This is a genomic window from Rhizobium sp. K33, from assembly GCF_056501445.1.
In genome coordinates this window covers 3,325,001-3,338,742 of the sequence record NZ_CP096478.1, presented here as the reverse complement: position 1 = coordinate 3,338,742, position 13,742 = coordinate 3,325,001, and the positions used below count along the sequence as shown (strand labels likewise).

Annotated in this window: 12 protein-coding genes (1 of these 12 cut by a window edge); 3 read left to right on the top strand and 9 right to left on the bottom strand. The window is 61.1% G+C overall.

The features are described from left to right. The first annotated feature begins 36 nt into the window (after positions 1-36). A complete protein-coding gene (gene efp, locus M1E12_RS16245; RefSeq protein ID WP_113460942.1) occupies positions 37-606 on the top strand; it encodes an elongation factor P in 570 nt (189 codons plus the stop codon). A gap of 152 nt (positions 607-758) precedes the next feature. On the opposite strand, the gene M1E12_RS16240 is transcribed toward efp, so the two are convergent. Beyond that, a complete protein-coding gene (locus M1E12_RS16240) occupies positions 759-989 on the bottom strand; it encodes a YdcH family protein (protein WP_479562552.1) in 231 nt (76 codons plus the stop codon). A 102-nt stretch (positions 990-1,091) separates the two neighbouring features. Here M1E12_RS16240 and M1E12_RS16235 point away from each other — a divergent pair, with 102 nt between their 5' ends. Further along, on the top strand, positions 1,092-2,018 hold the full coding sequence (locus M1E12_RS16235) for a hydrogen peroxide-inducible genes activator (protein ID WP_136541850.1): 927 nt from the start codon (positions 1,092-1,094) through the stop codon (positions 2,016-2,018). Between the two features lie 33 nt (positions 2,019-2,051). On the opposite strand, the gene M1E12_RS16230 is transcribed toward M1E12_RS16235, so the two are convergent. Both M1E12_RS16230 and M1E12_RS16225 read right to left on the bottom strand, forming a co-directional pair. After that, on the bottom strand, positions 2,052-3,536 hold the full coding sequence (locus tag M1E12_RS16230) for an NAD-dependent succinate-semialdehyde dehydrogenase (RefSeq protein ID WP_113460939.1): 1,485 nt from the start codon (positions 3,534-3,536) through the stop codon (positions 2,052-2,054). 3 nt (positions 3,537-3,539) lie between these two features. Continuing rightward, entirely contained in the window at positions 3,540-4,820 is a 1,281-nt protein-coding gene (locus M1E12_RS16225) for a 4-aminobutyrate--2-oxoglutarate transaminase (RefSeq protein WP_479562551.1), read from the bottom strand. Between the two features lie 185 nt (positions 4,821-5,005). Between M1E12_RS16225 and M1E12_RS16220 the strand changes: the two genes are divergently transcribed. After that, complete coding sequence (locus M1E12_RS16220; protein ID WP_479564904.1) at positions 5,006-5,782, top strand: cupin domain-containing protein; 777 nt, start codon at positions 5,006-5,008, stop codon at positions 5,780-5,782. A gap of 69 nt (positions 5,783-5,851) precedes the next feature. On the opposite strand, the gene M1E12_RS16215 is transcribed toward M1E12_RS16220, so the two are convergent. From M1E12_RS16215 to M1E12_RS16190, 6 genes are all read right to left on the bottom strand, one after another. Further along, positions 5,852-7,291 carry an efflux transporter outer membrane subunit gene (locus M1E12_RS16215; RefSeq protein ID WP_479562550.1) on the bottom strand — a complete coding sequence of 480 codons (1,440 nt, stop codon included), beginning with the start codon at positions 7,289-7,291 and terminating at the stop codon, positions 5,852-5,854. Positions 7,292-7,419: 128 nt separating this feature from the next. Further along, positions 7,420-10,539, bottom strand: a complete 3,120-nt coding sequence (locus tag M1E12_RS16210) for an efflux RND transporter permease subunit (RefSeq protein ID WP_479562549.1) — start codon at positions 10,537-10,539, stop codon at positions 7,420-7,422. A 41-nt stretch (positions 10,540-10,580) separates the two neighbouring features. Beyond that, positions 10,581-11,798, bottom strand: a complete 1,218-nt coding sequence (locus tag M1E12_RS16205) for an efflux RND transporter periplasmic adaptor subunit (protein ID WP_479562548.1) — start codon at positions 11,796-11,798, stop codon at positions 10,581-10,583. 138 nt (positions 11,799-11,936) lie between these two features. Continuing rightward, the gene (locus M1E12_RS16200) at positions 11,937-12,539 is read right to left on the bottom strand and encodes a TetR family transcriptional regulator (protein ID WP_246035095.1); all 603 of its coding nucleotides are present in this window, start codon (positions 12,537-12,539) and stop codon (positions 11,937-11,939) included. Between the two features lie 76 nt (positions 12,540-12,615). Then, a complete protein-coding gene (locus M1E12_RS16195) occupies positions 12,616-13,560 on the bottom strand; it encodes a phosphoribosylaminoimidazolesuccinocarboxamide synthase (RefSeq protein ID WP_479562547.1) in 945 nt (314 codons plus the stop codon). Positions 13,561-13,692: 132 nt separating this feature from the next. Beyond that, positions 13,693-13,742 carry the 3' end of an energy-coupling factor ABC transporter permease gene (locus M1E12_RS16190; RefSeq protein WP_479562546.1) on the bottom strand. The gene runs 634 nt beyond the window's last position, so the window shows 50 of its 684 coding nt (coding positions 635-684); its start codon lies off the right edge, out of view; its stop codon occupies positions 13,693-13,695.

The following is a 13,742-nucleotide window of genomic DNA, read 5'->3' as shown; positions in this document are numbered from 1 at the left end:
TTTACGACGGGTCTTACGCAGATACAAGGAATTCCAATGGTCAAGATTATCGCCTCGTCCGTGCGCAAGGGCAATGTTCTGGATGTCGACGGCAAGCTCTACGTCGTCCTGACGGCCGAGAATTTCCATCCGGGCAAGGGCACGCCGGTCACCCAGGTGAACATGCGCCGCATCGTCGACGGTGTGAAGGTTTCGGAGCGCTGGCGCACGACCGAACAGGTCGAGCGCGCGTTCGTTGAAGATGTGAACCACCAGTTCCTTTACGAGGACGGTGAAGGCTTCCACTTCATGAACCCTGACAACTACGATCAGGTCGTTGTCGATGCCGAGACGATGGGCGATCAGAAGGCCTATCTGCAGGAAGGCATGGTCTGCATCCTCTCGATGCATGAAGGCGTCGCTCTTGCCATCCAGCTGCCGCGTCACGTGACGCTCGAGATCACCGAGACCGAGCCGGTCGTGAAGGGTCAGACGGCCTCCTCCTCCTACAAGCCCGCCATGCTTTCGAACGGCATCCGCACCATGGTGCCGCCGCATGTCGACGCTGGTACCCGCGTCGTGATCGCGACCGAAGACAATTCCTACGTCGAGCGCGCCAAGAACTAATCCGGCGCGAGACCGACAAAAACCAAAAAAGCCCGGCGTTCAACGACGCCGGGCTTTTTCGTTTCATCGACCCGAAAATGCCGGCGGGGCGCAGGGTGCCCCGCCGGCCGCTCTCGCCGGTCACGCCTGCGCCATCACGGCGCGCAGGCGGATCAGCGTCCGGCGAGAAGAGGTGTGCCGAAGTTCGACGCCTTGGAGCGCGCTGAGGCGACCTTCATGGTCCCGCCTTGCTCCAGCAACATGATCTGCTCCTTCAAGTGCAGCTTGATCTTCTTCAAGGCGCGGACCCGGATGCCATCCGGTTGCGGACGACGCTGTTCTTCATCGATCTTGGCGGCGACGATCGAGTGACGGGCTCTCAGGGCTTTCAGCAGTTGCTTCATGGCTATCTCCTTTCGTACGATCAGAATATGAGGGTGTTCGTTTGATTGTTCCAATTCATTGATTATATAAAATCCATAGGCCCTCTCTATGGAGTTGACCCCGTGCCCTTCCGACCAAGCCACCGGCAGCTGGAATATCTCGTGATGCTCGGCGAGACCGGGCATTTCGGGGAAGCCGCCAAACGCTGCAACGTCTCCCAGCCGACGCTCTCCGTGCAGGTAGCGCTTCTCGAAAAACAGCTGGGGGTGACGCTCATTGATCGCATGCCGGGTCAGGTGACCCCGACGCCCGTCGGCACCGAGATCATCACGGCCGCCAAGGTCATTCTCAGTGGTCTGGATGAGATCAGGGCGCTTGCAACCGGATCGAAGTCCAATCTTGGCGGCGCGATCCGCCTCGGCGTCGCGCCCTCCTTCGGCCCCTATTTTCTACCCTATCTTCTGCCGCCCCTTCACCAGCAGTATCCGGAGCTCAAGATCTACATTCGGGAAGACAGGCCGCGGCAGCTGGAAAAGGCCGTGCTGCAGGGGGAGACGGATTGCGGACTGGGTCCGCTGCCATCGGCTGAAGACGGTTTCGTCTCGCTGCAGATCTGTCGGGAGCGGATTCTTCTTGGCGTCCCCAAGGCGCATCCGCTGGCTGCGTTCGACAGGATCGCGCCGGATGCGCTGAAGGGCGAGAGGCTTCTCACGCTCGGTGCCGGTCACCGGCTGATGGACGAAGTGCGGCGCCTCGCGGACATGTCTGGCGCCACACTGGCCGAAGAATATGAGGGGTCCAGCCTGGATGCGATCCGGCAGATGGTGTCGATCGACATGGGCTTGTCGCTCTTTCCGGAGCTTTATGTGCGCTCTGAATTCGCCAAGGAAGACGGGATCAAGCTGCTGACGATCGACGGCTGGGAAGGCATTCGCGACATCGGCTTCTTCTGGCGCCAGTCTTCGGCACGAGGCAGCCATTTCGAGACATTAGCGCGTCTCGGACGCTCTGTGGCCGAGCGCATCTTCGAAGGCGATCAACAGAAATGAGGATCCCCGGCAGGGCCGGGGATCTTCAATCGGTCAGGCAATGCCGCCGAGGCAGATATACTTGATCTCGGTATAGTCATCCACGCCGTATTTGGAGCCTTCACGGCCGAGACCGGACTGCTTGATGCCGCCAAAGGGCGCCACTTCCGTCGAGATCAGCCCGGTGTTGACGCCGACCATGCCGTATTCGAGGGCTTCCGCCACGCGGAACACCTTGGCGATGTCCTTCGAGTAGAAGTAGGAGGCGAGGCCGAATTCGGTGGCGTTGGCAAGTTCGATCACTTCCTCTTCCGTCTCGAACTTGAAGAGCGGAGCGACGGGCCCGAAGGTTTCCTCGGTCGCCACCTTCATCGCCGTGGTGACGCCCGTCAGGATCGTCGGCTCGAAGAAGAGCTCGCCCGCCGAGGAGGGTTTTCCACCGAGAGCGATCTGAGCACCCTTGGAGACGGCGTCCGCCACGTGCTCCTTGACCTTTTCAACGGCCTTGGAGTCGATCAGCGGACCGGTGGTCACGCCCTCGGCAAATCCGTTGCCGACCTTGAGCTGGCCAACCTTTTCGGCGAGCTTCCTGGCGAAGGCGTCGTAGATGCCGGACTGGACATAAAGGCGGTTGGCGCAGACGCAGGTCTGGCCGGCATTGCGATACTTGGAGATCATCGCCCCTTCGACGGCGGCATCGAGATCCGCATCGTCGAAGACGATGAAGGGAGCATTGCCGCCGAGCTCGAGGCCGAGCTTCATGATCTGGTCGGCCCCCTGACGCATCAGGATGCGGCCGACATTGGTGGAGCCGGTGAAGGTCAGCTTGCGGACCTTGTCATTGGCGCAGAGTTCCTGGCCAACCATGGCCGCGTCGGTCGAGGTCAACACAGAGAAGAGGCCGGCGGGGAGACCTGCACGCTCGGCCAGAATGGCGATCGCCAGAGCCGATAGCGGCGTCTGGGCGGCGGGCTTCGACACCATGGCGCAACCGACGGCAAGTGCTGGCGCGACCTTGCGGGCGAGCATCGCGTTGGGGAAGTTCCATGGCGTGATCGCACCGACGACACCGACCGGCTGCTTGATGACCATGATCCGCTTGTCGGCCTGGTGGCCGGGGATGGTGTCGCCATAGACGCGCTTGGCTTCTTCGGCGAACCATTCGACATAGGATGCGCCGTAGAGGATTTCACCACGGGCTTCGGGCCAGGGCTTGCCCATCTCCATCGTCAGGATCGTCGCAAGGTCGTCGGCATTGGCGACCATCAGGTCGTTCAGCTTGCGGAGTACGGCGGCGCGCTCCTTGCCGGTCTTCTTCGCCCAGGCTTTCTGGGCCGTGTGAGCGGCATCTATCGCCTTGGTGACTTCTGCCTTGCTCACATCGGGAAGAACCGCGATGACTTCGCCCGTGGCCGGGTTGGTGACCTCGAAGGTCTTGCCCGACTGGCTTGCAGCCAGCCAGTCATTACCGACCAGCGACTTGTCGGTCGCCAGTGTCGGGTCCTTCAATTTGTCGGTCAGAATGTTCGAAAGGGTCATGCCTCAGGCTCCTGCTGCAACTTCACGGATCGAGGCTTCGATCAGATCGAGCGCCTCGTTGAAGACCTCATCCTGAATGGTGATCGGGGCGAGGAAGCGGATGACGTTGCTGTAGACGCCGCAGGTGAGCAGGATCAGGCCCTTCTCCAGCGCCTTCAGACGCACCGCATTGGTGAAATCCGCATTCGGCTTGTCGGTTCCGGGCACCTTGAACTCGACGGCGTTCATGAAGCCGAGGCCGCGGATGTCCATGATATGCGGAACATCCGCGCGGATGGCTTCCAGACGCTGCTTCAGGCGGCTGCCGAGCTGGTTGGCGCGATCGCAGAGGTTTTCTTCGTCGATCACGTCGAGAACGGCATGGGCGGCGGCGATCGCCAGCGGGTTGCCGGCATAGGTGCCGCCGAGACCGCCGGGGCCGGGCGCGTCCATGAGTTCGGCGCGGCCTGTGACGGCCGAGAGCGGGAAGCCGCCGGCGAGGCTCTTTGCCATCGTCGTCAGGTCCGGCACGACGTCATAGTGCTCCATGGCAAACAGCTTGCCTGTGCGGGCAAAGCCGGTCTGCACTTCGTCCGCGACAAGCAGGATGCCGTGTTCGTCGCAGATCTCGCGCAGTGCCTTCATCAGCGGGCGCGGCACGTCGTAGAAGCCGCCTTCGCCCTGGACCGGCTCGACGATGATGGCCGCAACGCGCTTCGGGTCAACATCGGCCTTGAACAGCTTGTCGAGAACGTCGAGCGAGGTCTCGACATCAATGCCGTGCATCTCGAGCGGGAAGGGCACGTGGAAGACGTCGCCCATCATCGGGCCGAAGCCGACCTTGTAGGGCACGACCTTGCCGGTCAGTGCCATACCGAGGAAGGTGCGGCCGTGGAAGCCGCCGGTAAAGGCGATCACGGCAGAGCGGCCGGTGGCGCAGCGGGCGATCTTGATTGCGTTCTCGACGGCTTCGGCGCCGGTCGTTGCGAAGATCGTCTTCTTCTCGAAGTTGCCGGGGACCATCTTGTTCAGGCGCTCGGCAAGCGCGACGTAGTTTTCGTAAGGGACGACCTGATGGCAGGTGTGGGTGAAGCGGTCGAGCTGGTTCTTGACTGCTTCAACGACCTTCGGGTGGCGATGCCCGGTGTTGAGTACGGCAATGCCGCCAGCGAAATCGATGAAGCGGCGGCCTTCGACGTCCCAGATTTCCGAGTTCTCTGCCTTGTCGGCATAGATCTGCGTGGTCATGCCGACGCCGCGGGAGATGGCGTCATTCTTGCGGGCTGAGATTTCGGCGTTCTTCATCGTTTTCGTCCTGTGCGAAGGGTTGCCAGAGGCGTCATCGACAAGGTTGATCGCCCGGTTTCATATTTCCTACATTTTTTCTGTAGACTTGCAATATGTCCTGTCGGCATTATCACGCGTGACTGCGACATTTGATCGAGGGCAGCGTGGACGATATCCGGTTCAAGATTGCGGAGGCAGCGCGCATGGCGGGCGTTTCGCCCTCGACGCTGCGGCTCTGGGAAAGCCAGGAACTGATCCAGCCTCTTCGCACCGAGACGGGGCAGCGGCTTTATGATCGCGCCCTGGTGGATCGGTTGAAGCAGATTGCTTGGCTTCGGAGCGAGAAGGGGCTCAATCCCGCGGCGATCCGCGAGACCCTTCGTGACTTGCCGGAAGCCGACGACGATACCGGCGAGGCAGAGGACGACGCTTCCGACATCCGGCCGGGCACCCGCATGCGGCGTCTGCGGCGGGAGGCCGGCAAGACGCTTGAGACTGTCGCTCAGGCAACCAGCGTATCCATCTCCCAGCTCTCGACCTTCGAACGTACCTCCCAGGGCCTTTCGTTCACCGCGCTGCACGAGGTTGCCCGCCACCTCGGCACGACGCTGGCCTCGCTCAGCGGACAGGAGGAGGGCAGGGGCGGGGAGAGCCTGATCCGCGAAGGGAAATGGGCTTCCTGGCCAACCACTTCATCCGGTGTCGCGGTTCAGGTCCTGGCCGAAGGGCGCAACATGATGGAGTGCAACCGGTTCCAGCTTGCACCGGGCGCTTCAAGCGAGGGCGCCTATCAGCATGAGGGAGAGGAGTTCATCCATATGTTGTCGGGAAGCCTGGAGATCATCCTCGACGGTGACCAGTTCTTCGAACTGCATGCCGGCGACAGCTTCTATTTCGAAAGCCGCAGGCCGCATTCGTGGCGCAATATCTCAAGCGGCGAGACCGTGCTCATCTGGATCAATACGCCCGCCACTTTCTGAACTCTGGACAAAGAAAAGCCCGGCGACCTTTTCAGGTGCCGGGCTTTCTTATCGTCTGGTTCAGGACGCTTACTTGCTGGCGACGACGGTCTTTGCGCCGTCCCATGCGTAGCCGCCGCCGATGGCGACGTTGAGGGCGACATAGCCGTTGGCCAACTGCTGCACAGCCTGGGCGAGGCTCGCCTGGGCGCTGGCAACGTTGCGCTGGGCATCCAGCACGTCGAGAAGCGAGGAGGCGCCATCACGGTAGCTTGCCGTTGCAAGCGACAGGGCCTCTTCATAGGAGCGGACGGTGGCGGTCAGTGCCGAAACGGTCTGACGCGTGCGGTTGACGGCCACGAGGGCGTTCTCCACTTCCTCGACCGCGCCGAGAACAGTCTGCTTCCAGGCGAGATAGGCTTCCCGCGCTGCCGCTTCCCGTGCCTTGATGTTGGCGCGACGGGCACCCGCATCGAAGATCGGCAAGTCAAGGGTCGGTCCGAAGCCCCAGGTTGTGACTCCACCGTTTGCAGCGGAGGTCACAATGTAGCTGGGTGAAATCGAGCCGCTCAAGGAAATAGACGGGTAAAGAGCGGCTTCAGCCACGCCGATTTCGGCCGTTGCCGCTGCGAGATTACGCTCGGCTGCGCGAATATCCGGACGGTTGCGGATCAGGTCGGCAGGAACACCGGCATTCACGCTGCGGCGGAAGTAGGGCTGAGATGCGCCCTTCTGCAGGTCTGCGAGAAGGCTCGTCGCCGGAAGGCCGAGCAGAAGCGCGATCCGGTGCACAGACTGGCGGAACGAGATCTCGAGTGCGGGGATCTCAGCCAGCGTCGAATTCACGAGACCTTCCGACTGGACCACGTCGAGGCGGGAAGCCGCACCGGCTTCAAGCTGCAGGCGCGTCAATTCCAGCGTTTCCCTGCGGGACCCGAGGTTCTTGCGGGCAATCGCGATGCGCTCCTGATAGTAGCGGGCATCGACATAGGCCGTCACGACGCTCGACAGGAAGGTCAGACGTGCGACGTCGGCGCTGGCATAGGCCGCGTCGAGCGATGCCTTGGCGCTCTCCTTCGAGCGTCTATACTGACCAAAGAGATCTAGGAGCCATGAAACGCTTGCCGTTCCGCTAGTGGTGTTACGTGTAGGGCTATCTTGGCCACTTTGACCGGAACCGTCGAAGTCACCAGTGCCGCTGCTGCCAGAGGTCTGGTGTTGCCCAGAAACCGAGAGCTGCGGGAATGCCGCCGAATCGGCGGATTCGAAGTTCGCTTCAGCCGAGGTGATGCGCTCGATCGCCTGTAGAACATCCAGGTTCTGGTCGAGGCCCTGATCAACCAGAGTGTTCAGGCGGCGGTCGTTGAATGCCGTCCACCAGGGCTGCAGCGTTACGTCTGCAGCAGCCCGCGTGCTGCCTTCGGAAAACTTGATCGGGAGTGCCGTTTGGGGCGTCTCGTAATCCGGTCCGACGACACAACCGGAAAGGAGGAGCATTGCGAGAGGTGCGGCGGCGCGAATTTTCAGCATCACGTGTTCCTGTATTGGTCCCCCGGTCTTGCCGCGGAAGGATCTCTGGATACCTTTGCCGGCGACCGCTATACTCACGCAGGCTACCGCAGCAGCCTACGCAATAATTCCTTAACGTAGTTTGTCAATCATCCCTTAGACAGCTCATCTTTCGGTTTTGCACCGCCGAAAAGTTGCCGAATGATCACAAAAAACGACGGCACGAAGAAGATTCCGAGCGCCGTTGCGGTCAACATGCCGCCTAGAACGCCAATACCGATCGAATTCTGCGCAGCGGAACCCGCGCCGGTCGCAATAGCCAATGGCACAACGCCGAGGATGAAGGCGAGAGATGTCATGATAATCGGGCGCAAACGAAGCTTTGCGGCTTCGAGTGTTGCATCAATGACACTCAATCCGGCCGCCTGACGGTCCTTTGCGAACTCCACGATGAGAATCGCATTCTTGGCAGCCAGACCGATCGTGGTAAGCAGGCCGACCTTGAAGTAGACGTCGTTTGACTGACCGAACAGGGTTGCCGCGGCGACCGCTCCGAGCACGCCGACCGGCACCGCCATGATGACCGAGAACGGGATGGACCAGCTCTCGTAAAGGGCGGCAAGGCAGAGGAAGACGATCAGAACGGACAGAGCATAGAGCAGCGGCGCCTGAGAGCCGGACAGTCGCTCCTGGTAGGAGATGCCCTGCCAGGCGACGGTGTAGCCGCCATCCATGGCAGCGGTCAGCTCTTCCATCGTGTCCATGGCCGTGCCGGAACTGACGCCTGCGCCGGCTGCACCTTCCATCGAGATCGCACCAACGCCATTGAACCGGCTGAGCGTCGGAGCGCCACTGATCCACTGGGTTTTGACGAAAGAGGAGAAAGGCACCATTTCGCCGTTGCTGTTGCGGGCATGCCAGTCGTTGATCGCCGTTTCCTGCATGCGGTAGCGCGCGTCACCCTGCACATAGACCGGCTTCAGCTCGCCGTTCAGGGTGAAGTCGTTGACGTCACGGCCCGCAAAGATCGTCGACAGCATGTTGTTGACGGTTGCGATGTCGAGACCCATGGCGCCCATCTTTTCCTGATCAAGCAGGAATTTCAGCTGGGTTTCCGCCGGCGGGTTGTTGGAGCGCAGCGAGCTAATAGCGGAGTTGGAGCTGCCGGCCTGCATCAATTGCTGCGAGGCGGCGGTCAGCGCTTCGGTGCCGTTCTTGCCGCTGTCGACGAGGTACATCGAGAAGCCGCTCGAGGTTCCGAGACCCGGGATCGCAGGCGGCTGCAGCGGGAAGACCTGGGCATCACGCAGGGTGAAGAAATACCCCATGGCACGCTGCACGATTGCCGAAGCCGCGAGTTCTGGCTCTTCACGCAGCTCGAAATCCTTCAGCTTGGCGAAGACGAGCGCGTAGTTCTGGCCCGACCCGGTGAAAGAGAAGCCGGAGACCGAGAAAACGTCCTGGATCGCGTCCTTCTCCTGATCGAGATAGTAGTCCTCGATCTTCTTGATGATCTCTTCCGTCCGCGTGACGGTTGCGCCGTTCGGCAGCTGCACGATGGTCATCAACACGCCCTGGTCTTCCTGCGGGAGGAAGGAGGACGGGAGACGCAGGAAGAGCCAGCTCATGCCGCCGATCACGATCACGAACATCAGCATGACGCGGAGCGGGCGCTTCAGGAGATAGCCGATGGAGGAGACATAGCCGCCGGTGGCACTGTCGAAGTTCCGGTTGAACCAGCCGCCAAGGCCGCGCTTCTGCTTGTGGTGGTCGATCGGCTTCAACATCGTGGCGCAGAGCGCCGGTGTGAGGACGATAGCCACAAGCGCCGAGAGCAGCATGGCCGAAACGATGGTGACCGAGAACTGGCGGTAGATGATGCCCGTCGAGCCGCCGAAGAATGCCATCGGAATGAAGACGGCGGTCAGGACGAGCGCGATGCCGACGATTGCGCCGGTGATCTCGCCCATCGACTTCTGGGTCGCCTCGAGCGGAGAGAGCCCTTCTTCCGACATGATGCGCTCGACGTTTTCCACGACGACGATCGCGTCATCGACCAGAAGGCCGATCGCAAGCACCATGGCGAACATGGTGAGCGTGTTGATGGAATAACCCGTGATCGCAAGGATGCCGAAGGTACCGAGCAGAACGACTGGGACGGCAATCATCGGAATGATGGTGGCGCGCAGGTTCTGCAGGAAGACGAGCAGCACCACGAAGACCAGCACGATCGCTTCGAGCAGCGTGTGAACGACCTTCTCGATCGACAGCTGGACGAATGGCGTTGTGTCATAGGGATAGGTGATGACCACGTTTTCCGGCAGTGACGGCCCGATGGTTTCGAGCTGCGACTTGACGAGGGCCGCCGTATCCAGCGCGTTGGCGCCGGTCGCGAGGTTCACGGCAAAGCCGGTTGCCGGATTTCGGTTGGAGCGGGTCTTGGTGCCGTAGCTTTCCTGGCCGATCTCGATGCGGGCGACATCGCTCAGGCGAACCGTCGCGCCGTCCGTTTCCGTCTTCAGGATGATCGACTCGAAGTCGGAGACCGACTGCAACTGGCTCTGAGCCGTGACCGTTACGGTCAGCTGCTGGCCGGCCGGGGCGGGCTGGCTGCCCAGCGCGCCGACGGAGACCTGCGTGTTCTGCGCCTGGATTGCGGTGGTGACATCCGTGGGGGTCAGCTGGAACTTGTTGAGCTGGAACGGATCCAGCCAGACGCGCATTGCATAGCCCGTACCGAAGACCTGAATGCTGCCTACGCCTTCGAGGCGCTTGATCTGGTCTTCGATCTGGGACGAGAAGATATCACCAAGCTCGACGTTGCTGCGGGCGCCATCCGTCGAGACGAGTGCGCCGACGAGCAGGATGCTCGATGTCGAACGCGTCACCGAAATGCCGGAGGTCTGCACGATATCCGGCAGCTGCGCCTGTACCAGCTGGAGCTTGTTCTGAACCTGAACCTGGGCGATTTCCGGATCGATGGAGTTGCCGAAGGTCAGCGTCACGGTTGCCGAGCCGGTGCTAGACGACGAGGTCATATAGGTCAGATCGTCGAGACCGGTCATTCCGTCCTCGATGATCGAGGTTACGGATTTCTCGACGGTCTCTGCGCTGGCGCCGTTATAGCTTGCCGAGATCTGCACCGTCGTCGGTGCGATTTCCGGATACTGGGCGATCGACAGGGTCGAGATCGCCAATGCGCCCCCGAGCATGATGATGATCGCGATCACCCAAGCGAAGATCGGGCGACGGATGAAATATTGGGCCATGGGTTATCCTCTACGCCTCGGTTGCCTTGCCTGTCGCACAATTAAGGTTGTGCAGCAGGAGCAGCAGCCGGGGCCGCGGTCTCTTCGACGAGCCCGTCCGCATTGATCTTCGCCTCGACAGGCTGAACGGGTGCACCGTCGCCGATCCACTGGAAGCCGTCGACGATCAGCTTGTCGCCATCTTCGATACCGGAGGCGACGAGCCAATTGTCACCGGAAACCTCGGCATTCTCGAAGGTCCGCGTTTCGACCTTGTTGTCAGCGGTCACGAATTTCGCCGTCAGCTCGCCGTTCGGGCTGCGCGTGGCCGCCCGCTGCGGGATGAGAAAGCCTTGCTCGACGCCGACATCGACGGTTGCCCGGACATACATGCCCGGCAGGATCAGGCTGTCGGGATTGTCGAAAAGGGCGCGGATCGAGAATGTACCGGTGGTCTGGCTGACGGCCAGTTCCGACATGTCGAGCTTGCCGACGATCGGATACTCGATGCCGTCTTCCAGTGTCAGGCGGATGTTTGTGGTCTCGCTGTCGGTCTGATCGATGCGGCCGGCCTTGATCGCCTCGCGCAGCCGCAGCAGGTTTACGCTCGATTCCGTCAGGTCGATGTAAATCGGATCAAGACGGCGCAGTGTCATCAGGCTGTCGGTCTGGTTGGCGGTCACGACATTGCCGATGGAGTAGCGCGAAGCCGTCGTCACGCCTTCGAAAGGGGCCCTGATTTCGGTCAGACCCAGCTCGATCTCGGCGGACCGCAAGGCGGCCTTCGCCTGGGCAACATCTGCTTCGGCCTGAAGCAGGGTCACACGGGCGTTTTCAAGCTCGACCTGCGTGGCGCCGCTGCCGACAAGGCGTTCCTGACGGGCAAGGTTGGATTGAGCGGTCGGAACGCCGGCTTCTGCCTTCTGCAGGCTGGCCTGCGCCTGGGCGACCGCTGCGCGATAGGTGTCGTCCTCGATCTTGAAGAGCAGATCGCCGGCCTGGACCTCGCTGCCTTCCTTGAAGGCAATTTCCTTGATGATGCCGCTGACGCGCGGACGGATCTCTGCCATCTGGAATGCGGAGGCACGACCGGGCAGGGTTGTCGTGAGCTCGTGGGATTCCTTCTTCATCACCACGACGCTGACGGCCGCCGGTGGGCGTTCACCGCCGCCGGCTGCAGCTCCACCACCTCCCTGAGCCGCCTCCTGTTCGGAGCAGCCGGCGAGGGCTGCAGTGCAGATGACGAGAGCGGAAGCAAGTCTGAGGCTTGGGCGCATCAAATAATCCCATACAGATGGTCAGGCATTGAACGAGAGCAGTCCTGTCCTGCTTCATCGGAATCAGGGCATGACGGAACTATGGAGGCGTCCGTTGAAGGAGGTCTCCATCATGATCGAAGTGACGTAAGTCAAGAAACGTCACTTTGCAAGCGGCGACCGCAATGCAGCATCGATGAGGCGGACGACTTCCCGACAGCGTGTTGCCATTATGTCAGCCTTCTCCATCCCTGTCATGACAGGATGAATGACACAGGCGAGCGCATCGAAGGTGGCGTTGGCCAGGCGCGGGATATCATCCGCGTGATAGACACCTTCCTCGACGCCGGCCGCAATGATCTCGCCGATCATGCCGACAACGATCTGGCGGAATCGGTCGCCGCAATCCAGTTCTTCGGTGATCGTTACAAGGATCATCTCGAACACGAAGGGAGCATCCACCTGCTCGGAAAGGTGTTCGTCCATCAGGTGCTGGGCAAGTGCGTAGAGCCGCTCCGGCGCCGGCCTGTCGCTGGCGAGGGCCTTCAAGGCATTCAGCGTCTGTTCGATGGCGCGGGTGGCGATCGCATCCACAAGACTTGTCTTGGTGCGGAAATGCTTGAACACGTTGGCCGGCGACATCGAAAGCTCTGTCGCGATGTCCGCAATGGATACGCTGGCATAGCCCTGAGCGCGGAACATGCGTTCGGCCGTGTTCAAAATCTCCTCGCGCGTTTCCTCCGCCGGCCGTCTTGGCCTGCGCATGGCAGCACCCGCTCCAGCCGAAGGGCAGCAGGTGAGAGGCCTTACGCGAGGATCATGATTCATAGTCCACCCTTTCTCAGGGGAGGTACGAGGTCAGATTGTGACGGACACGGGCCCAGGGACTTTCGCCGCTGTCATCGGGCACGAATGCCATTCCCGTGATCGCTTCGTACGCCTTGATATAGACACGCGATGTCTCTTCGACCAGCGCTTGTGGAATTTCCGGGATCTCATCGACATAGGGGTCACATCTCTCGGCGACCCAGGCGCGCACGAAGTCCTTGTCGAAGCTCTGGGGACGCTCACCCTTTTCAAAGCTCGCCTGATAGCTGTCCGCGATCCAGTAGCGGCTGCTGTCAGGGGTGTGGATTTCGTCCGCCAGAATGATCGTGCCGTTCTCGTCCGTCCCGAATTCGTATTTCGTGTCGACGAGAATGAGGCCGCGTTTGGCCGCCAGTTCCTGACCGCGTGCAAAGAGCGCGAGCGCATAGCGGGACAAGGTCTCCCACTGGTCGGCGGTCAGCAGCTTCTTCTCCACGATTTCGGACGGTGTCAGCGGCTCGTCATGGCCACCGTCGAATTCCTTGCTGGTCGGCGTGATGATCGGGGTCGGAAGCTTCTCATTGTCCCGCATGCCGTCGGGAAGGGTGATCCCGTACATCTGGCGCTCACCCTTCTTATAGAGAGTGAGGATCGAGGTGCCCGTCGTACCGGCGAGATAACCGCGGACAACAATCTCGACGGGGAGGATATCGAGGCGCTTGCCGACAACGACATTCGGGTCGGGATAGGCGATCACATGATTGGGGCAGATGTCCTTCGTCTTCTCGAACCAGTAGCGCGCCGTCTGGGTCAGAACCTGGCCTTTATAAGGAATGCAGGTGAGGATCCGGTCGAAGGCGCTGAGGCGGTCGGTCGAGATGATGATCCGGCTGCCGTCCGCAAGGTCGTAGTTTTCGCGCACCTTGCCACGATAGTAGTTCGGCAGTTCCGGATAATGAGCTTCGGACAGGATGCGCATGGGTGTCCTCGATGTCTTGACGGCGATAGCACTCAGGTTGTGCGGTTTCCGCCTCGCGGTACCCGAAAGTGGCCCCTGTTTCAAAGAAAAAGCGCATGGCCGGACCATGCGCTCTTCTCAGTGAAGCGTCGATCAGACGGCTGCGTGGTGCAGGCGGCCGTTGAACAGACCATTGTCGGTTG

Bases quoted from the DNA above. Each gene is read 5' to 3' on its own strand.
- efp (WP_113460942.1), top strand. From the start codon at position 37: ATGGTCAAGATTATCGCCTCGTCCGTGCGCAAGGGCAATGTTCTGGAT.
- M1E12_RS16240 (WP_479562552.1), bottom strand. From the start codon at position 989: ATGAAGCAACTGCTGAAAGCCCTGAGAGCCCGTCACTCGATCGTCGCC.
- M1E12_RS16230 (WP_113460939.1), bottom strand. From the start codon at position 3,536: ATGACCCTTTCGAACATTCTGACCGACAAATTGAAGGACCCGACACTG.
- M1E12_RS16225 (WP_479562551.1), bottom strand. From the start codon at position 4,820: ATGAAGAACGCCGAAATCTCAGCCCGCAAGAATGACGCCATCTCCCGC.
- M1E12_RS16220 (WP_479564904.1), top strand. From the start codon at position 5,006: ATGGCGGGCGTTTCGCCCTCGACGCTGCGGCTCTGGGAAAGCCAGGAA.
- M1E12_RS16215 (WP_479562550.1), bottom strand. From the start codon at position 7,291: ATGCTGAAAATTCGCGCCGCCGCACCTCTCGCAATGCTCCTCCTTTCC.
- M1E12_RS16210 (WP_479562549.1), bottom strand. From the start codon at position 10,539: ATGGCCCAATATTTCATCCGTCGCCCGATCTTCGCTTGGGTGATCGCG.
- M1E12_RS16200 (WP_246035095.1), bottom strand. From the start codon at position 12,539: ATGCGCAGGCCAAGACGGCCGGCGGAGGAAACGCGCGAGGAGATTTTG.
- M1E12_RS16195 (WP_479562547.1), bottom strand. From the start codon at position 13,560: ATGCGCATCCTGTCCGAAGCTCATTATCCGGAACTGCCGAACTACTAT.